This window comes from Aeromonas molluscorum 848 (assembly GCF_000388115.1).
In the GTDB taxonomy this organism is placed as follows: Bacteria; Pseudomonadota; Gammaproteobacteria; order Enterobacterales; family Aeromonadaceae; genus Aeromonas; species Aeromonas molluscorum.
On the sequence record NZ_AQGQ01000073.1, the window covers coordinates 1 to 18,764 of the forward strand.

The following is an 18,764-nucleotide window of genomic DNA, read 5'->3' on the forward strand; positions in this document are numbered from 1 at the left end:
GTGCCACGCTGGCTGGGCACATTGGTCGACAGGGTCGACATCAGCTGCAGCCGCTGGATGCGCTCGGCATCGAGGACCCCGCCCACCACCCCACGCCGACGTCAAAAACCCGGACCGCCAGGCACTTGGTCCAGGAGCCGCACAGCAGACTCTCTCCCCGCGCATCCCAATAGGTGATGGGTCTTGGCCGCTCGCGCCCGACATAGAGCTCGGCATAGACGTCATCCTCCACCAGGGGCACCTGATGATGGTTGAGTAACTGCATCAGCGCCTGCTTGTGGCCATCCGGCATGGTATGGCCCAAAGGGTGTTGCACGTTGCCCATCAGCCAGCACGCCTTGATGGGGCGCTGGGCGAGCGCCCCGGCCAGCAGGGCGAGATCGATGCCTACCCCCGGGATCACCGGGATCTCCACCGCATTGAGCTTCAGTCGCTCTATGGCCTGCAGGGCGCCATAGAAATGGGGGATTCCACCACCACCCAGTCCCCCGGCTCTGTCAGTACCTGCAAGCTCAAAGAGAGCGCCTCCATGGCCCCCGTGGTGATGATGATCTCCTGGGGATCGACTGCCAGTCCGTCGCTGGCGTAGCGCTGGGCGATGGCGCGGCGCAGCGCCTCGTTGCCGGGGGGCAAATCGGCCACCGTGCTGAAGGGATCGAGTTTACGCATGCAGCTCGCCAGGGCCCGGCCGAGCTGCGGGTGGGGGAAGAGCGCGGGATCCGCCACCGCCATGCCGAGAGGCACCAGCTCCCGGGACTTGCTCGCCTGCAGCACCTCGAACACCAGATCGTTGATATCCACCGAGCCTGTGTAGTGCGCTTGCTGCTGTGCGCTGGTTCGCAGCGGGGAGGGGCGGCCTTGACGTAGTAGCCGGACTGGGGCCGCGCCAGTATCAGGCCACGACTTTCCAGCAGCTGATAGGCCTGCAGCACCGTCATGGGGCTGAGGCCGTGGGTCTTGCAGCTCTGGCGGATGGAGGGGATGCGCTCCCCCGCCTGCCAGAGGCCGCTCGCTATCTGTTGCTGCAATTGATCTGCCAGCTGGCCGTAAAGGGACATGGTAAATGCAAACTGTTATAGGTGTAATTCACTATAACTGCATCTGTTATAGGTGTCATGGACCATGGTGTACTTGGCGGGCGAAAACCTGTCCGTTAAATGCAACATAGAGAGTCATGCATGATAAGCCTGGATGATGTGGTCAGCCTGTCCCGAATACAGTTCGGGGCGACGGCGATGTTCCACTTTCTGTTTGTGCCCCTCACCCTGGGACTGTCCTGGATACTGGTGATCGCCGAGTCGGCCTACGTGATGACCGGCAAGGTGATCTACCAGGACATCACCCGCTTCTGGGGCAAGCTGTTTGGCATCAACTTCGTGATGGGGGTCACCACGGGGATCACCCTTGAGTTCCAGTTCGGGACCAACTGGGCCTATTACTCCCACTACGTCGGCGACATCTTCGGCACGCCCTTGGCGGTGGAGGGGCTGATGGCCTTCTTCCTGGAATCCACCCTGGTGGGCCTCTTCTTCTTCGGCTGGGACAAGCTCTCCCGCGGTCAGCATCTGCTGGTGACGGCGCTGGTGGCGCTCGGCTCCAATCTCTCCGCGCTCTGGATCCTCATTGCCAACGGCTGGATGCAGAACCCGGTTGGCGCCGAGTTCAACCCCGTCACCATGCGCATGGAGCTGGTGGATATCGCCGCCGTGCTGTTCAACCCTGTGGCTCAGGTCAAGTTCGTGCATACGGTGGCGGCGGGTTATGTGGCGGCCTCCCTGTTCGTGATGGGGGTGAGCAGCTGGTATCTGCTGCGCCGGATGGAAGTACGTTTCGCCCTGCGATCCTTCGCCATCGCTTCGGGCTTTGGTCTGGCCGCCATCCTCTCGGTCATCATACTGGGTGACGAGTCGGGTTATCGCTCCGGGGAGGTGCAGAAGGTCAAGCTCGCCGCCATCGAGGCGGAGTGGGAGACAGAGCCTGCCCCGGCCGCCTTCACCCTGTTCGGCTGGCCCGATCAGGGCGACGAGGTCACTCATGCTGCGGTAAAAATTCCCTACCTGATGGGCATCATAGCCACCCGCTCCCTGGATGAGCAGGTGACAGGCCTCAAGGATCTGAAGGCCCAGCACGAGGTACGCATTCGCAGCGGCATGCAGGCGTTCGATGCGCTGGAAGCGCTGCGGGCGGATGGCAGCAACGCAGCCGCGCAGGCCACCTTCGAGCGCCACCGCGCGGATCTCGGTTACGGCCTGCTGCTCACCCCCTACGCCGCCGAGATCGGCAAGGCGGACGAAGGGGCCATCGCCAGGGCCGTCGCGGACTCCATCCCGCAAGTGGCGCCGCTGTTCTGGAGCTTCCGGCTGATGGTGGGCATAGGTGTGGTGTTGCTGCTGCTGTTTGGTGCCGCCTTCCTGCAACTGTGCCGGGGCAAGCTGGTGCAATCCCCGCGGCTGCTCAGGGCGCTGTTCTGGTCTATTCCGCTGCCCTGGATTGCCATAGAGGCGGGCTGGTTCGTGGCCGAGTTCGGTCGCCAGCCCTGGACCATCAGCGACGTGCTGCCGGTGTCGGCCTCCGTCTCCCTGCTGCAACCGGGGCAGCTCTGGTTCAGCCTCATCGCCATCTTCTTCATTTACAGCAGCCTGTTGGTGGTGGAGCTGTTCTTGTTGCGTCATGTGATCCGCAAGGGGCCCGCCAGCCTGCAGACGGGTCGTTATCAAGGTGAAGTGTTGCAAAACGGGAGTCCTGTCTGATGGATTACGAAACCCTGAAACTCGTCTGGTGGGGGCTGGTGCTCTTCCTGCTCATCGGCTTCGTGGTGATGGACGGCTTCGATCTCGGGGTCGGCATGCTGTTGCCCGTGGTGGCCAAGAACGATGAGGAGCGGCGGGTGCTGCTCAACAGCGTGGGGCCCGTGTGGGAGGGTAACCAGGTGTGGCTCATCGCCGGTGCCGGCACCCTGTTCGCCGCCTGGCCCCTGGTCTATGCCGCCGCCTTCTCGGCCCTCTATGTGCCCTTCATGTTCCTGCTGTTCGGCCTCTTCCTGCGCCCGGTCGGTTTTGACTATCGCAGCAAGCTGCCGGACCCTGCGTGGCGCCGCTGGTGGGACAGGGCCTTGGTGATGGGGGCCCTGCTGCCGACCCTGGTGTTTGGCGCTACCCTCGGCTTCCTGTTGCAAGGCTTGCCGTTTCGCTTCGACGCTGCCCTGCGCATCCACTATGGCGCCTTCGATTTCAACTGGCCGCTGCTCTTCACCTGCATGGGCACGGCGCTGGCCCTGCTGATGCTGCACGGCAGCAGCTTCCTGCAGTGCAAGACCCAAGGGGTGATAGCACAGCGCTGCGCCCGCCACAGCCTCTGGCTCGGGCCCCTGGCGAGTGCGCTGTTTGCCCTCGGCGGCCTCTGGCTCAGCCAGATGCGTGGTTACCGGATAGCCGAGATTGGCGATCTCAACAGCGCCCTCACGCCCCTGATGAAAGAGGTGACGACGGCGCCGGATGGCTGGCTTGGCAACTTCGTGGCGCACCCAGTGCTCTGGGCGGTGCCGGCCCTCGGCCTCTTGCTGCCGCTCTTGAGCACGCTGGCAAGCGCCCTTGGCCGGGCGCGGCTGGCCATCCTTGCCAGCGGCGGTGCCTGCGCCACCATGATGCTGACCATCGCCATCGCCTTGTTTCCCTTCGTACTGCCCTCGTCGCTGGATCCATCGAGCAGTCTGACCCTGTGGGATGGCACCTCCAGCGAGCGCACCCTTTTCATCATGCTGGGGATAGTTGCCGTGCTGATGCCCATCAATATCGGCTACACCCTCTGGGTCTACCGGGTGGTGCGGGGCAAGGTGAGCACCCAGCAGGTGCGCCAGCACGGCCATAGCCTCTACTAACTCAACCAAAGGGACATCTCGACTATGTGGTATTTCACCTGGATATTGGGGCTGGGGTTTTCCCTGCTGTGCGGCTTGGTCAACCTGCTCTGGCTGGAGGCCCGCTGGGCCGCCGACGAGGATCTCAAGGAGTCTTGAGCCATTGCCATCTTGGCAATGAAAAAGGCCGACACATGTGTCGGCCTTTTTTGTATCTGGTTGGGGGCGGCGATCGCTTAAGCGGGGAGGGCGACCCGGGCGGCCTGCCGCTCGCTGACATGGGTGAGGCCATAGGCCAGCAGCACTATGAGGGCCCCAATCCAGGGGGTGTGCATCAACCCCAGGTGCTCCACCACGAAACCGCCCACCACGGATCCCAAGGCGATGCCGACGTTGAAGGCGGCGATGTTGAGGCCGGAGGCCACATCCACCGCATTGGGGGTATGGCGCTCGGCCTGTTTCACCACCAGCACCTGCAGGCCCGGCACGTTGCCAAAGGCGAAGGCGCCCCACACCAGCACGGTCAGCACCGCCAGCACCGGATGGGGCGCGGTGAAGGTGAGCATCAGCAGGATGAGTGCCAGACCGGCAAACATCAGCTTCAGGGCGGGCAGGGGGCCCATCTTGTCCGCCAGCTTTCCCCCCCAGATATTGCCGATGGCGACCGATACCCCGTACACCAGCAGGATCAGGCTCACCGCATTGGCACCGAAGCCGCTCACCTGTTGCAAGATGGGGGCTAGGAAGGTAAAGGCGGTGAAGGCGCCGCCGTAACCCAGGGCCGTCTTGGCATACACCAGCAGCAAGGGCTTCTTGGTCAGCACCGCGAGCTGTTCACGGATGGTCGAGGCCGCCCCCTTGGGCAGGTTGCTCGGGATCAGTAGCCCGCTGCCCACCATGGCGATGACCCCGAGCAGGCTGACCACCAGGAAGGTCTCGCGCCAGCCGAACTGCTGACCAATCCAGGTGCCGAGCGGCACACCTGTCACCAGGGCGACTGTGAGGCCGCTGAACATGATGGCGATAGCGCTTGCCGCCTTCTCTTTGGCCACGAGACCGGTGGCGATGGTGCTGCCCACCGAGAAGAAGACCCCGTGGGCCAGCCCGGTGAGGATGCGGGCGACGATCAGGCTCTCGTAGCCAGGGGCCTGCCAGGCCAGCAGGTTGCCGGTGGTGAAGAGCGCCATCAACCCCACCAGCAACCACTTGCGCGGCAGCTTGCCGGTGAGCGCCGTGAGTACGGGGGCGCCGATGGCCACACCCAGGGCGTAGAGGCTGACCAGCAGGCCCGCCGAGGGGAGCGAGACATCGAGCTGCTCGGCTATGGTGGGAATGAGCCCCACGATCACAAATTCGGTGGTGCCGATCGCAAAGGCACTCAGGGTGAGGGCAAATAATGCCAGTGGCATACAAACTCCTTGGATAGTGGCTCCCGACGGGAGAATGGCGCCAGTATGCCGATGAGCTTTGTTGGCAAAAATGACGGTAACATCAAATTACTTTTGCCAAATCAGCATCAATGGAGCCGTGGAGTGGGGCAGTGGGAGTGGCTGAGGCTGCGCAGACAAGAGCGGGCCGTACAGCGCGAGTCGAGTGCAGAGGCAAAGCGCGTAGAAGCAAGGCGTACAGCAAGGCGTACAGATCGAGCTGGGAACAAAGAGGAAAGGGGCAAGGGCAGGTTGCAGAGGTAGGGGGTCAGCGGCGCGGGCGGCTGGAGCGATACTGGAGACAAAAAAGCGGGAGGCATGATGCCTCCCGCTGGTGTTTAAGAATGTCATTAGAGCGTTATTTGCTCCCTTCTCCCCTTGCGGGAGAAGGGTTGGGGATGAGGGGGCTCAATCCCAATTCGGGGCGAAGTCCGGGTTGGCGCAGCGCTCCCCCCGCTCCAGGGTGGCAATCTGTGCCATCTCCTCGGGGCTGAGTTGCACCTTGAGGGCGGCCAGGTTGGCGGCGAGATTCTCCCGCTTGGTGGAGCTCGGGATCACAGTCATGCCCTGGGCCAGCAGCCAGGCCAGTGATACCTGGGCCGCCGAGACGCCGTGGCGCTTGCCGATCTCTATCAGGAGCGGCTCGCTCAGCACCTTGCCATAGGCCAGCGGCATATAGGCGGTGATGGCGATGCCCTGATCCTGGCAGAACTCCACCACCTTGCGGTTTTGCAGCAGGGGATGGATCTCCACCTGCTGGTGAGCTATGGCACCCGGTCCCAGGATGTCGACGGCTTCTTTAAGCTGGGCGACCGTGAAGTTGGAGACCCCGATCTCCCGGGTCAGGCCCCGGGCTTTGGCCTCGGCCAGCTGCTCCAGATAGACCGCCATCGGCACCTCATCCTTGGGAGAGGGCCAGTGAATAAGCGCCAGATCCAGATAGTCGGTACGAAGTTTTTCGAGGCTCAGCTCCAGGCTCGGGATCACCTTGCCCGGGCCAAATTCGCTGGTCCACACCTTGGTGGTCAGGTAGATATCCTGGCGGGGGACGCCACTTTCGTTCATCAGCTGGCCCACTTCGGCCTCGTTGTCATAGATCTGGGCGGTATCTATATGGCGATAGCCGAGATCCAGACCCGGCAGCAGGGAGTCGCGCAGGGGCTGATCTTTCAGGCGAAAGGTACCAAGACCCAGGTTGGGCATCTTCATCATCATATTCCTCAATAGTGTTCTTCAAATTCCCGCCCCTCCTTGGCGCTATGGCGAAGGCGGGCGGTGCAATAGTGAAATAGCAGATAGAGCGGCGCTTGGCTGTCAGGCCGTCACGGCGTGGTAACGGCGGACGGCACTGCTGGCAAACCAGTGCTCAGTGTCGGCCACAAAGGCGACAAAGTGAGGCTGCTGCTGGTGGGCATTGAGCGCGTCCTGGCTCGCCCACACTTCATACAGCATCCAGCCGTGCGGGTTGTCCTAGCTCTGGTGCAGTTGGTAGCTGTGGCAGCCGGGCTCTTGCACGGTGGTAGCAATCAGCAGCGTCAGGGCGGCTCTGAACTCGGTACTGAATGCGGGCTTGGCTTCAAGCTGGGCAATGACGACGACAGCAGATGACATCCGAACCTCCTCGTGGAAACGGTGGCCAGTATGCCCGCGGCGAAATGGGGGAAACAGAGCAGCAGTCGCAAAACACTATTGATAATAGAGCATCAATTAAGCGGGGTGGCGCCCATGGGTTGATGGAGTGCGGCTGTCGTGGCACATATCCCGTTGCCCGCCAGTCGCAAGGCCGCCCATGTGGTGTGGAAAGTGGCGGCCTTGCGGGCAATATCATCAGGCCGTAGCCGCCTCCGACCAGACCGCAAACTCGTTGCCGCTGGGTTCGACGAAGTGGAAGCGGCGGCCACCGGGGAAGTCAAAGATCGGCCGCACCAAGGTGCCGCCATGCTGGCTCACCTTGGCCTGGGTCGCCTCGATATCGGCGCTGTAAAACACCAGAAGCGCTCCGCCTTGTTCGCTCTGGCCGCAGAGATCCGCGCGGTAGAAGCCGCCATCCAGCCCTTCCCCCTCGAAGGCGCAGTAGTCGGGGCCGTAGTCGGCGAACTGCCAGCCGAAGGCGGCTTGAAAGAAGGCCTTGGTGGCGGCGAGATCCTTGGCCGCAAACTCCACATAGTTCAGTTTTTCATGGGCCCTGGTCATGGGGCTCTCCTTGTCGGTGGTTATTTAGGTTGCCAGCGCTTTTGTGTGCGGCTTGTGGAGTGGGGCAAGGCGTCCCAGGGGGTCAGCTTGAGCTGCTTGCGCCGAAACCAGAGCCAGGTCGCCATCAGCAGACCGAGCCCTATGCCAAACAGCAGGCTCTGGCGCAGGGCGAATGCCGGACTCACCTCATGCTGCCAACCGAAGAACCACATCAGCACTCCCCAGATAGCGCCGGTGGGCAGACCCAGAGCAAGGATGTTGACCAGAAAGCGCTCATGGTGGGGCGGCTTCAGCCGCAGGCCCAGCCTGCGCAGCAATCTGAACAGTGGCGGGTTGTAGTTGAGTTCCTGGACGCCCTTGCTGGCCAGCTCTTTATGGGCGGCGAATAGGCGATGTTCAAATAACATGGTGCTTCCTACGTGTGACAGCAGAGCAGGGTTGGCGATGAGACGCCTGCTCAAAATATCCCTGTGTGGGCTCCGATTGTAGCTTTATTGCTGGCTCGGGTGTTTGCGCCGGATCACATGGTTCCGTGCAGGAGAGGGGGGCGCTGGCTGGAGATTGAGAGACAGACCAGAGGGAAGAGAGGCGCCTCCGGCCTGATTGACAACGTCAGATGGTCTGCCTGGCTACAGAGCCCGACCATCATAGTGATGCACAGGCACGGATTCGGGATCTATGCCTTCCAGGCAACGGATATTGATGGCGGCAACATGGTTGCCTTCGGGATCCACCCCCTCACCATAGGGGTGCATGCCGCATACGGGGCAGAACCTGTGTTTGACCACGTGTTTGTTGAAGGTATAGGTGCTGGCCGCCTCAGGTGGGGTCAGCAATGTCATCTTGTCCCTGGGGATAAACCACAGCAGAGACCCCTTGCGCTGACAGATGGAGCAGTTGCAGGCCAGGGCCTGGGTCAGCTCGCCGTCGGCTTCGAATGCCACTCTGCCGCAGTGGCAGCTTCCCTTGTATTTCATCACCCGACTCCTTGCGTTATATGGTCAGGGCCATGAGCCGAACAGGCCCGTGCCCTGGTCGCCCCTGATCCTGACGGGACAAAGGGCCCGCATCAGTATAGCCATGCTCCACCGAGGGGGGGGGCTGCTGGGCCCATTGTCCCCCGCACGCTGCCAGCGAGGCGCTGGAGGCATGGCGAGGGAGGCTCATTGTCGTACTCAGGGGGTGCTGTCTTGCTAACTAACCGGCATTGAGCCTATAAAGAGTAAAGATTCTTGCTTGGATGACATCAATGAAGACCCATTCCGATGAACTGACCCTGTTTGTGGCCGTGGTAGAGGCGGGCAGTTTTCGCCAGGCGGCGGAAAACCTGGGACTGGACAACTCGGTGGTGAGCCGCGGCATCAAACGACTGGAGGACAAGCTTGCCACTCTGCTGCTCAACCGCACCACCCGCCGGGTCAGCCTGACCGAGGAGGGGAGCTGGTTCTATCAGCGAGCGGTCAGGGTATTGACCGAGATGAGCGAGGCCGAGAGCCATCTGCTCAGCCGAAAAGAGCAGCCGGAGGGGATATTGCGAGTCGATGCCGCCACCCCCTTCATCTTGCATCGCCTGGTGCCACTTATCGGCGAGTTTCGTCGGCGTTACCCTGCCATCGAGCTGCAACTGCACAGCTCCGAAGGGTTCATCAATCTGATGGAACGGCGGGTGGACATGGCCATCCGTATCGGCGAGCTGACCGATTCGTCCCTGCGCGCCTTGCCGCTCGGGCGCACGCGGCTGCGGCTGCTGGCATCCCCCGCTTACCTGAGCGAGCGCGGCACCCCGCGCCAACCGGCGGATCTGCTGGCGGGCCACGAGTTGTTGGGCTTTTTGCATCCCGAGCACCTCAATCACTGGCCCCTGCTCAGCGCAGAGCAGGGGGACAGGTTTGCCATCACGCCGACCTTGCGGGCCAGCAGTGGCGAGACCTTGCGGCAGCTGGCACTCAAGGGGCAGGGGATCGTCTGTTTGTCGGACTTCATGACAGGGGATGACAGGGAGAGCGGCGCTCTGGTGGAAGTGCTGGCACGCAGCAACAGCGGGGCGTCGCGCCCCATTCATGCGGTCTTCTATTCCGATGCCCAGCGGGATATCCGGCTGCGGGTCTGGCTCGATTTTCTGAAAGAGCAGATAGGTCGCCACTCGCTCTGAGTCGTGCGCCGGGGGCACAGGCGTGACTCCCCCCGGCTCCTGCGCCCCCCTGATAACCCCATAAAGAAACGGGCCGACATTGCTGTCGGCCCGTTGATTATTACCCGTCTCTCTTTTCTTCTGTTGTTTGCGCTGTATGCACTTTTTATTGATGTGCGGCTGGCGCGCGAGGGGGGCCCAGTGAGACTCGGCCCACCCTGGCGGCTTATCCCCGGCTGGCGATGCCCAGGAGGGACTGGCCAGTCGGGTTGGGGCGCCGCGCCCCGACTCTTAATCCTCTTCTGCCCAGCGGCGGGAGCGCTCGACCGCCTTCTGCCAGCCGTTGTAGAGGCGATCGCGGCGGGCGTCTTCCATCTGCGGGGTGAACTCGCGGTCCACACTGAACTTGTCTTTGAGCTCGTCTGCGCTCTTCCAGAAGCCCACGGCCAGACCGGCCAGGAAGGCGGCGCCCATGGCGGTGGTTTCGATGCGGGTCGGGCGTACCACAGGGGTGCGCATCATGTCGGACTGGAACTGCATCAGGAAGTCGTTGGCCACGGCGCCGCCGTCCACCTTCAGGGACGCCAGCTTGATGCCGGAGTCTTGCTGCATGGCATCGAGCACGTCGCGGCTCTGGTAGGCGATGGATTCCAGCGCCGCGCGGATCACATGGTTGCGGTTGGTGCCACGGGTCAGGCCGACCATGGTGCCGCGCGCATAGGGATCCCAGTAAGGGGCGCCCAGACCCACGAAGGCCGGTACCAGGTAGACGCCATTGGTGTCACCTACTTTGGTGGCGAAGTAGTCGGTGTCGCGGGCATCGTGAATGAGCTTCATCTCGTCACGCAGCCACTGCACGGTCGCGCCGCCCATGAACACGGCCCCTTCCAGGGCATAGTTGACATCGCCCTTGGGACCGATGGCGATAGTGGTCAGCAGGCCGTTGTTGGAGCGAACCGGCTCGGTGCCGGTGTTCATCAGCAAGAAACAGCCGGTGCCATAGGTGTTCTTGGCCATGCCTTTTTCGAAGCAGAGCTGACCGAACAGGGCTGCCTGCTGGTCACCGGCGATACCGGCGATGGGGATGCGCGTACCGCCGCCACGGGTGGTGTAGCCATACACCTCGGAGGAGGGGCGAACTTCGGGCAGCATGGAGGCCGGGATGCCCAGCTCGTCGAGCATCCGCTCGTCCCACTTCAGATCACGAATGTTGTAGAGCATGGTGCGTGATGCGTTGGTCGGATCGGTGACATGCACTTCGCCATTGGTCATCTTCCACAGCAGCCAGGTATCTATGGTGCCGAACAGCAACTCGCCATTCATCGCCTGCTCGCGGGCCCCCTCGACGTTGTCGAGGATCCACTTCACCTTGGTGCCGGAGAAGTAGGCATCGACCACCAGGCCGGTGTTGTCACGGACGTACTCTTCCAGGCCACGGGCCTTGAGCTCTTCACAAATGCCGGCGGTACGGCGGCACTGCCAGACGATGGCGTTGTAGATAGGCTTGCCGGTCGCTTTTTCCCAGACGACGGTGGTTTCACGCTGGTTGGTGATGCCGATGGCGGCTATCTGTTCGCTGTGCAGTCCGCTCTTGGCCAGCACCTCGGTGAAGACGGAGGACTGGGTCGCCCAGATCTCCATGGGGTCATGCTCGACCCAGCCCGCATTTGGGTAGTGCTGGGTGAACTCGCGCTGGGAGACGGCCACTATGTTGGCGTCCTGATCGAAGACGATGGCGCGGGAAGAGGTGGTGCCTTGGTCCAGGGCGACGACGTACTTTTGTGCAGTAGACATGATGTTCTCCAGGTTTGGATGGGACCGCTCTTAGGCGGCGGCCTCTTCTTTAGCAGTTTGGGCGGCTTGTTCGGCGGCGGCAACACGGTTGCCCGGCACGCAGGGCGCCAGCACTTTCACGTAGAGGGCTGTGCCCAGCTGAGCACCGACGATGGGGCCAAGGATAGGGACCCAGAAGTAGGGATTGTCACGACCACCGGTCATGGCGACGTCACCCCAGCCTGCCAGGAAGGCAAACAGCTTGGGACCAAAGTCACGGGCCGGGTTCATGGCGAAACCGGTCAAGGGGCCCAGGGAGGCACCGATGACGGCGATAAGAAGGCCGATCAGCAGGGCGGCGGCGAAGCCTTTGGGGGCACCGTTGTTGTTGTCGCCCAGTGCCATGATGCCCAGCATCAAGACGGCGGTGATCACCAGCTCGACCGCGAAGGCCTGCAGGTTGGAGAGCAGCGGGTTGGCATAGGTAGAGAAGATGCCGGCGGTGGCCAGGCTATCCAGGCTGCCGCGCACCACGTTATGGGTCAGTTCCCACTGGGTAAACAGACTGCTGTAGAGGAAGTAGACCAGGGCGGCGGCACTGAAGGCACCGGCTATCTGGGCGATGATGAAGGGCACCACCTTGCGCTTGTCAAAGCCGGCGAAGGTCATCAGCGCCAGGGTCACCGCCGGGTTCAGGTGGGCACCTGATATGCCGCCGGTCACATAGATGGCGATGGCCACGCCGATCCCCCAGGTGATGGAGATCTCCCATTGGCCGAAGTTGGCGCCAGCCAGCACCAGAGCCGCCACACAGCCGACGCCGAAAAAGATCAGCAGGCCGGTGCCGATAAACTCGGCGATGCATTCGCCAAGCAGGGTATTGGGTCTTTGTATGCTCATTCCTTTATTCCTCTTATCCACCCACAGACAGGTTTAATGTTCCATTTTTCTATTTTTCATTCCTATTGGCGCCGAGAATCTGTTTGTTGTTTTTTGAGTCTGCGCAAACGTTATGCTCGTTTGCGCTCGTTCTCGGACGAATGAGAAAGTAAACCTTTCTGGCCTGTTAGCCCACATGCCTCTGTTGGGAAATGTGGGCAAGATCCCATTCATTGCTAATAAAATGTGACGAAAAGCAAGGCTAAACAAGTGGTATATCTCTTAGGTGTTAGTCTGCAAGCCCCTCGTTATCATGGCTATGGTCTGATTGGTTGTCGCTCACTGGTGCGCATTTTCTGTAATAAATCTGTAATATTTTCGGTTACATCACAGATTAAATGTTCTCAAATGCTCATAATCGGCTCGCTTACGAATCAAAGCTGTACTGATCGTGCGGTGTGCACTGGGCAAGGTCCCAAACTCAACAAATAACAACAAGATAAGGAAACTAAGATGCTTAGTTTTTTCAGGCCCGCGCCTCATATCGAGCGTCTGCCGGCTGACAAGGTTGACCCCTTCTACAAGCGCATGCGCTGGCAGATGTTCTTCGGTATCTTCTTCGGATATGCCGGTTACTATCTAGTCCGCAAAAACTTCAGCCTAGCGATGCCTTACCTGATTGAACAAGGATTCTCTCGCGGCGATCTGGGCTTGGCCCTGTCCGGGGTGTCCATTGCCTATGGTCTGTCCAAGTTCCTGATGGGGAACGTCTCGGACCGATCCAATGCCCGTTACTTCTTGTCGGCGGGCTTGCTGCTCTCGGCCGGCATCATGTTCATGATGGGCACGGTGCACTGGGCAACCTCCAGCATTGCCATCATGTTCGTGCTCTTGTTCCTGAACGGTTGGGTACAGGGTATGGGCTGGCCCCCTTGTGGCCGTACCATGGTGCACTGGTGGTCTCAGAAAGAGCGTGGCGAAGTGGTCGCGGTCTGGAACGTGGCGCACAACGTCGGCGGCGGCTTGATTGGCCCGCTGTTCATCTTGGGAATGGGTTGGTTCAATGACTGGCGCAGTGCCTTCTATGTCCCGGCTGCGGCAGCTGCCGCCATCGCGGTGATCGTCTTCTTCGTGATGCGTGATACCCCGCAATCTGTCGGCCTGCCACCCATCGAAGAGTACAAGGACGACTATCCGAAGGACTATGACGCCAGCCACGAAAAGGAGTTCTCCGCCAAAGAGATCTTCATGAAGTACGTGCTGCACAACAAGCTCTTGTGGTACATCGCCATCGCCAACGCCTTCGTTTATCTGATCCGTTACGGCGTGCTGGACTGGGCACCGACCTACCTGAAAGAGGCCAAGGATTTCACCGTTGATAACTCTTCCTGGGCCTATTTCCTGTACGAGTGGGCCGGTATTCCGGGCACCCTGCTGTGTGGCTGGATCTCGGACAAGATGTTCCAGGGCCGCCGTGCCCCGGCTGGCATCCTGTTCATGGTGCTGGTGACAGTGGCCGTGCTGGTCTACTGGCTCAACCCAGCGGGCAACCCGACCGTTGACATGCTGGCGCTGGTGGCCATCGGCTTCCTCATCTACGGTCCCGTCATGCTGATTGGTCTGTATGCGCTGGAGCTGGCACCCAAGAAGGCGGCCGGTACCGCGGCAGGCTTTACCGGCCTGTTCGGCTACCTGGGCGGCGCAGTCGCAGCCAACGCCATGTTGGGTTACACGGTCGATCACTTCGGCTGGGACGGTGGCTTCATGGTGCTGACGGCTTCTTGCCTGATCTCCATCGTGTTGCTGGCCATGACCCTCAAGCACGAAAACATTGCCGTTGCTGCCAAGAAGGCGGATGCCAATAAGGCATAAAACGTGATCCTGACCTTATTGATCCCAAAGGGGATAAGGTAAACTCCGAAAGGCCCCGCATCTGCCGGGGCCTTTTTTCGTTTCATCATCGGAGTGCAAGCGTGAAACAAACCCAACGACATCTGGAAATACTGGACGTCCTGACGCGGCAGGGATTTGTCTCGACGGAAGACCTGGTGAGCCATTTCGACGTCAGCCCGCAGACCATACGCCGGGATCTCAACGATCTTGCCGAACAGAACAAGATCCGGCGCCACCATGGCGGCGCCTCATTGCATTCGAGTACCGTCAATACTGCCTACAGTGCCCGCAAGGTGATGCAGCTCAAGGAGAAAGAGCGTATCGCCCGCGAGGTGGCTGCCAACATTCCCGACGGCTCCTCGCTCTTTATCGATATAGGCACCACCACAGAGGCCATTGCCCGGGCCTTGCTCGATCACCGCGAGTTGCGGGTGGTGACCAACAACCTCAACGTGGCCAGCATTCTGACCGCCAAGGATGACTTCACCGTCATCATCGCCGGCGGCGAGATCCGCAACAGAGATGGCGGCATCGTGGGGGAGGCGACCCGCGACTTCATCGGTCAGTTCCGCATGGATTACGGTGTCATCGGCATCTCCGGCATCGATGGCGACGGCTCATTGCTCGATTTCGACTATCACGAGGTGAAGATAGCCCAGGCCATCATCGCCCACTCCCGTCAGGTGTTTCTGGCCGCGGATCACACCAAATTCGGCCGCAATGCCATGGTCAACCTGGGTCACCTCAATCAGGTGCATGCCCTGTTTACCGACCAGCCACCCCCGGAGAAGCTGATGCGCATCATGGCCCAGCATCAGATAGAGTGTCATATCTGCTGATCACCCTGGTGCCGCCCCAGTGGCGGCGCCAGGTCGGTTCTTCCCGCTGTTTTATGGCATCTGGCTGCCCCACAGCCGTTTTAGAGATGATGGCTCGCTCGCTCAGGGCGGCTCGGTAACCCCGGCCATGACTCGTTGCATCCTCTTCGCACTATTCCTGCCGTTGCCATCCTGTGCCCTCTTCTGATTGCCATCGCTGCATGTGACCTCTTTGCTGGCTCTTTGCCCCCGTATTGCGGGCCTGCGGCAGCTGCCCATGGTCATCCGAGCGTTGGCAGCCCTCTCTCCCTTTGCCTCGCTTGTCGTTTCATCCTTGCTATTGGGTAGCAAGCGATGGTTTCAACGGCTGCCCTGGCCTTGGTTATCCTTTGTCTTTGGGTGTGGCTGCCCCCTGCTGCAAGGAGGGCGAAGCCGGATCCTTTTTTTTACTGTTTGGCCTCTATCTCGATCACACTTTCATCACTAAATGTTCGTTTATAGTTTTTTTATGCTCTAATATGAGCGAAATCAAACATTGCCACCTTGGCGAACGCAAATATAAGAAAGTAGGTGAACATGAGCGAACATTATGATCTGGTCGTCGTCGGCGGCGGCATCAACGGGGTCGGCATTGCGGCGGATGCGGCGGGGCGGGGGCTGAAGGTGGCGCTGTTCGAGGCGCAGGATCTCGCCTCGGCCACCTCGTCCAACTCCAGCAAGCTGATCCACGGCGGATTGCGCTATCTGGAGCATTATGAGTTTCGTCTGGTGAAAGAGGCCCTGGCCGAGCGGGAAGTACTGCTTGGTATGGCGCCCCATATCGCTCGCCCGATGCGTTTTCGTTTGCCCCATCGCCCGCATCTGCGCCCGGCCTGGATGATCCGCGCCGGTCTTTTCCTTTATGACAACCTGGCCAAGCGCGACAAGCTCAAGGGCAGCTGCGGTGTGCGCTTCTTGCCGCAAGATGGGTTGAGTTCGGGGATCAGCAAGGGCTTTGAATATTCCGATGCCTGGGTGGATGACGCCAGACTGGTGGTGATCAATGCCATGATGGCGCGCAGCAAGGGAGCCGAGGTGCAGACCCGCACCCGCTGCGTGAAGGCGACCCGGGATGCCAAGCGATGGACCCTGACCCTGGAGCGTGAGGGCGGTGAGCGTTTCACCGTCACCTGCAAGGGGCTGGTCAATGCGGCAGGCCCCTGGGTCAAGACCTTCTATGACGAGGGGCTGCACGAGAAATCTCCCCGGGGTATCCGCCTCATCAAGGGCAGCCACATCATAGTGCCGCGCATCCACGAGCGCGAAGAGGCCTACATCCTGCAAAACGAGGATCATCGCATCGTCTTCGTCATTCCCTATCAGCAGGATTTCTCCCTCATCGGCACCACCGATGTGGAGCACAGAGGCGATGCCCGCGACGCTCACATCAGCGACGCCGAGGTGAACTACCTGTGCAACGTGGTCAACGCCCACTTCACCAGCAAGATAGCGCCGTCCGATGTGGTCTGGACCTACTCCGGGGTGCGTCCGCTCTGTGATGATGAGTCCGATTCGCCCCAGGCGGTTACTCGGGATTACACCCTCGAACTCTCTGGCGATGCCGATGGTGCCCCCCTGCTCTCGGTGTTTGGCGGCAAGCTCACTACCTACCGCAAGCTGGCCCAGGCTGCCTGCAACAAGCTCAAGCCCTGGTTTGCCCAGATGGGGGAAGATTGGACCGCGACCAGTCGTCTGCCCGGCGGCGAGTTTGATTGCAGCACCCAGGAGCTGGCTCGCGCCTATCGACTCGAGTTCGACTGGCTCGACGAGCGCAGCGCCCAGCGCATCAGCGAAGCCTATGGCAGCCAGGCCCGCCTCTGGTTGCAGCATGAGCGTGGCGAGCACTTTGGCGCCGGCTTGTATGAATCCGAGGTGCGTTACCTGCTGGAAAACGAGTGGGCTCACAGCCTGGAAGACATCTTGTGGCGCCGTAGCAAGTTGGGGTTGCGTCTGGATGCCCAGCAACAAGCCGCCCTGCAAGCCTGGCTTGAACAGTTCCATCACGCCCTGCCACAGGCCATGTAAAGGATGAGGGCATGCCCCGGGCATGCCCCGGGCATCACGAGCAGATGGCCATCACGCCCTGGCCGGTATCATCTGCTCGTCATACTTTCCCTCTATAACAATGACCTGCCCCATGACGGCGGTCTGACATATGACCCCAAGGTTGACCTGCGCCACCGATTGGCAGTTTGACTTACCTACCTGACCCTTCAATAACAACAAGAGCACCCAAGATGAAACAAGTAGCCTTATCCCTTCTTGCCCTCTCCCTCGGCGCCAGCCTCTCTCTGCCTGCACTGGCCGTCGATGAGGGCAAGGTCGTCATTGCGCACCGCGGCGCCTCCGGCTATCTGCCCGAGCATACTCTGGCCTCCAAGGCCATGGCCTATGCCATGGGGGTGGATTATCTCGAACAGGATCTGGTCATGACCAAGGATGACCAGCTGGTGGTAATGCACGATCACTTCCTCGACGGCATCACCGATGTGGCGGCGCGCTTCCCCGGCCGGGCCCGTGCAGATGGTCGCTACTATGTGGTGGACTTCACCCTGGCCGAGGTGCGCTCCTTGCGCATGACGGAGCCCTTCCAACTGGTGGACGGCAAGCAGGTGCCCGTCTATCCGGCCCGCTTCCCGCTGTGGCAATCGGATTTCCGGATCCACACCTTCCAGGAAGAGATAGAGATGATCCAGGGCATGAACAAGAGCACCGGCAAGCAGGTCGGTATCTATCCCGAGATCAAGGCGCCCTGGTTCTTCCGCCACGAAGGCAAAGACATCTCCCAGGCGGTGCTCAAGGTACTCAAGGAGTACGGCTACACCAATAAGCAGAGCAAGATCTACCTGCAGAGCTTTGATGCCAATGAACTCAAGCGCATCAACAGCGAGCTGATGCCGGCCCTCGGCATGGACCTGAAACTGGTCCAGTTGATGGCCGAGACCGATTGGAATGAGACCATGGTCTACGACACCAAGGGCAAGGCAACTCCTTATGACTATGACTGGATGTTCAAACCGGGCGCCATGAAGACCATAGCCGGTTATGCCGAAGGGATAGGTCCCTGGAAACCCATGATAGTCACAGAGCCAGGTACTCCGGGCAAGCCGGTGTTCACCAGCATGGTCAAGGATGCCCATGCCGCTGGGCTCAAGGTACACCCTTATACCTTCCGCCAGGACGAGGGCCAGATCCCGGCCTATGCCAAGGACTTCACCGATCTGCTCAACATCTTCCTCTATCAGGCCGATGTGGATGGGGTGTTCAGCGATTTCCCGGACAAGGCGGTAGCTGTCATCAAGGCTCACGGCAAAGCGTAAACCACAGCGCAACAGGGAAGAACGAGCGGGGCTAGGTGCCCCGCTTTGTTATGGGCAGGCCACAGGGAAGCGATAAGCCCGATCGTTTGCATGATCCGGCAAGCCCGCGGGGAAGGGGAAAAGTACCCGCCTTGGTGGGCGAGGGGACTGTCAATGGCAGTGGCGGGATCATGAGGTCGGACTGAATGGTTACTGGGTGTAATTATTTATTTACGATTTGTGGTTTTCTGGCAAGTGCCAGACCCTATCTTATGGGTCTTCCTGATATAAAACTGGTTGTTTATCCAGCTGTTGACAGCTTTTACCGCTAGTTACACTTGATTGTTTGTTTTTCCTTGGTAAGGTGGGGGCGGTTGCGTAACAAAGGGTGAACTTGTGTAAACATTTAAATACACACCCCTTTTGGCTTAGACAGTAGCGAGAATGACATCATGC

At 60.6% G+C, this 18,764-nt stretch carries 15 protein-coding genes and 2 pseudogenes; 8 read left to right on the top strand and 9 right to left on the bottom strand.

Translation table 11 applies throughout. The annotated features are described in order from the left end of the window. Positions 1–1,058, bottom strand: a pseudogene (locus tag G113_RS11255) (aminotransferase-like domain-containing protein); the annotation flags it as partial. A gap of 120 nt (positions 1,059–1,178) precedes the next feature. Between G113_RS11255 and G113_RS11260 the strand changes: the two are divergent. The 3 genes from G113_RS11260 to G113_RS11270 are packed head-to-tail and all read left to right on the top strand — an operon-like array spanning position 1,179 to position 4,015. Further along, positions 1,179–2,750: a cytochrome ubiquinol oxidase subunit I gene (locus tag G113_RS11260; RefSeq protein ID WP_005901738.1), complete on the top strand. Its 1,572-nt coding sequence runs from the start codon at positions 1,179–1,181 to the stop codon at positions 2,748–2,750. Continuing rightward, on the top strand, positions 2,750–3,877 hold the full coding sequence (gene cydB / locus G113_RS11265) for a cytochrome d ubiquinol oxidase subunit II (RefSeq protein ID WP_005901740.1): 1,128 nt from the start codon (positions 2,750–2,752) through the stop codon (positions 3,875–3,877). Before G113_RS11260 ends, cydB begins: the two co-directional genes overlap by 1 nt. A 24-nt stretch (positions 3,878–3,901) precedes the next feature. Next, positions 3,902–4,015, top strand: a complete 114-nt coding sequence (locus G113_RS11270) for a CydX/CbdX family cytochrome bd oxidase small subunit (protein WP_005901741.1) — start codon at positions 3,902–3,904, stop codon at positions 4,013–4,015. Positions 4,016–4,092: 77 nt separating this feature from the next. Here the strand turns inward: G113_RS11270 and G113_RS11275 are convergent, their stop codons facing one another. From G113_RS11275 to G113_RS11300, 6 genes and pseudogenes are all read right to left on the bottom strand, one after another. Next, positions 4,093–5,265, bottom strand: coding sequence for an MFS transporter (locus tag G113_RS11275; RefSeq protein ID WP_005901742.1), 1,173 nt, complete (start codon positions 5,263–5,265; stop codon positions 4,093–4,095). Positions 5,266–5,691: 426 nt separating this feature from the next. Further along, on the bottom strand, positions 5,692–6,495 hold the full coding sequence (gene dkgB, locus G113_RS11280; protein WP_040319154.1) for a 2,5-didehydrogluconate reductase DkgB: 804 nt from the start codon (positions 6,493–6,495) through the stop codon (positions 5,692–5,694). A 102-nt stretch (positions 6,496–6,597) separates the two neighbouring features. Beyond that, a pseudogene (locus G113_RS11285) lies at positions 6,598–6,894 on the bottom strand (putative quinol monooxygenase). Between the two features lie 216 nt (positions 6,895–7,110). Continuing rightward, positions 7,111–7,476 carry a VOC family protein gene (locus G113_RS11290; RefSeq protein ID WP_005901744.1) on the bottom strand — a complete coding sequence of 122 codons (366 nt, stop codon included), beginning with the start codon at positions 7,474–7,476 and terminating at the stop codon, positions 7,111–7,113. A 20-nt stretch (positions 7,477–7,496) separates the two neighbouring features. After that, positions 7,497–7,883: a DUF6404 family protein gene (locus G113_RS11295; RefSeq protein WP_005901745.1), complete on the bottom strand. Its 387-nt coding sequence runs from the start codon at positions 7,881–7,883 to the stop codon at positions 7,497–7,499. Between the two features lie 222 nt (positions 7,884–8,105). After that, positions 8,106–8,453: a GFA family protein gene (locus G113_RS11300; protein WP_005901747.1), complete on the bottom strand. Its 348-nt coding sequence runs from the start codon at positions 8,451–8,453 to the stop codon at positions 8,106–8,108. Positions 8,454–8,725: 272 nt separating this feature from the next. Between G113_RS11300 and G113_RS11305 the strand changes: the two genes are divergently transcribed. Further along, positions 8,726–9,628, top strand: coding sequence for a LysR substrate-binding domain-containing protein (locus tag G113_RS11305; RefSeq protein ID WP_005901749.1), 903 nt, complete (start codon positions 8,726–8,728; stop codon positions 9,626–9,628). 270 nt (positions 9,629–9,898) lie between these two features. Here G113_RS11305 and glpK read toward each other — a convergent pair whose 3' ends face one another. Beyond that, on the bottom strand, positions 9,899–11,401 hold the full coding sequence (glpK, locus tag G113_RS11310) for a glycerol kinase GlpK (protein WP_005901751.1): 1,503 nt from the start codon (positions 11,399–11,401) through the stop codon (positions 9,899–9,901). 30 nt (positions 11,402–11,431) lie between these two features. Further along, entirely contained in the window at positions 11,432–12,280 is an 849-nt protein-coding gene (locus G113_RS11315) for an MIP/aquaporin family protein (RefSeq protein ID WP_005901753.1), read from the bottom strand. A 492-nt stretch (positions 12,281–12,772) separates the two neighbouring features. On the opposite strand from G113_RS11315, the gene glpT reads away from it, so the two are divergent. The 4 genes from glpT (at position 12,773) to glpQ (ending at position 18,329) form a co-directional block, all read left to right on the top strand. Beyond that, positions 12,773–14,131, top strand: coding sequence for a glycerol-3-phosphate transporter (glpT, locus tag G113_RS11320; RefSeq protein ID WP_005901756.1), 1,359 nt, complete (start codon positions 12,773–12,775; stop codon positions 14,129–14,131). A 101-nt stretch (positions 14,132–14,232) separates the two neighbouring features. Beyond that, positions 14,233–14,991, top strand: coding sequence for a DeoR/GlpR family transcriptional regulator (locus G113_RS11325; RefSeq protein WP_005901758.1), 759 nt, complete (start codon positions 14,233–14,235; stop codon positions 14,989–14,991). A 555-nt stretch (positions 14,992–15,546) separates the two neighbouring features. Next, positions 15,547–17,034 (top strand): glycerol-3-phosphate dehydrogenase, encoded by a 1,488-nt coding sequence (gene glpD, locus G113_RS11335; RefSeq protein WP_005901760.1) that lies wholly within the window; start codon positions 15,547–15,549, stop codon positions 17,032–17,034. A gap of 212 nt (positions 17,035–17,246) precedes the next feature. Continuing rightward, positions 17,247–18,329, top strand: coding sequence for a glycerophosphodiester phosphodiesterase (glpQ, locus tag G113_RS11340; RefSeq protein ID WP_005901761.1), 1,083 nt, complete (start codon positions 17,247–17,249; stop codon positions 18,327–18,329). The last annotated feature ends 435 nt before the right edge of the window (positions 18,330–18,764 follow it).

Coding starts and splice junctions, on each gene's coding strand:
- glpK (WP_005901751.1), bottom strand. CDS start 11,401: ATGTCTACTGCACAAAAGTACGTCGTCGCCCTGGACCAAGGCACCACC.
- glpT (WP_005901756.1), top strand. CDS start 12,773: ATGCTTAGTTTTTTCAGGCCCGCGCCTCATATCGAGCGTCTGCCGGCT.
- G113_RS11275 (WP_005901742.1), bottom strand. CDS start 5,265: ATGCCACTGGCATTATTTGCCCTCACCCTGAGTGCCTTTGCGATCGGC.
- G113_RS11290 (WP_005901744.1), bottom strand. CDS start 7,476: ATGACCAGGGCCCATGAAAAACTGAACTATGTGGAGTTTGCGGCCAAG.
- cydB (WP_005901740.1), top strand. CDS start 2,750: ATGGATTACGAAACCCTGAAACTCGTCTGGTGGGGGCTGGTGCTCTTC.
- G113_RS11270 (WP_005901741.1), top strand. CDS start 3,902: ATGTGGTATTTCACCTGGATATTGGGGCTGGGGTTTTCCCTGCTGTGC.
- G113_RS11295 (WP_005901745.1), bottom strand. CDS start 7,883: ATGTTATTTGAACATCGCCTATTCGCCGCCCATAAAGAGCTGGCCAGC.
- G113_RS11305 (WP_005901749.1), top strand. CDS start 8,726: ATGAAGACCCATTCCGATGAACTGACCCTGTTTGTGGCCGTGGTAGAG.
- G113_RS11315 (WP_005901753.1), bottom strand. CDS start 12,280: ATGAGCATACAAAGACCCAATACCCTGCTTGGCGAATGCATCGCCGAG.
- dkgB (WP_040319154.1), bottom strand. CDS start 6,495: ATGATGAAGATGCCCAACCTGGGTCTTGGTACCTTTCGCCTGAAAGAT.
- G113_RS11260 (WP_005901738.1), top strand. CDS start 1,179: ATGATAAGCCTGGATGATGTGGTCAGCCTGTCCCGAATACAGTTCGGG.
- glpQ (WP_005901761.1), top strand. CDS start 17,247: ATGAAACAAGTAGCCTTATCCCTTCTTGCCCTCTCCCTCGGCGCCAGC.
- G113_RS11300 (WP_005901747.1), bottom strand. CDS start 8,453: ATGAAATACAAGGGAAGCTGCCACTGCGGCAGAGTGGCATTCGAAGCC.
- glpD (WP_005901760.1), top strand. CDS start 15,547: ATGAGCGAACATTATGATCTGGTCGTCGTCGGCGGCGGCATCAACGGG.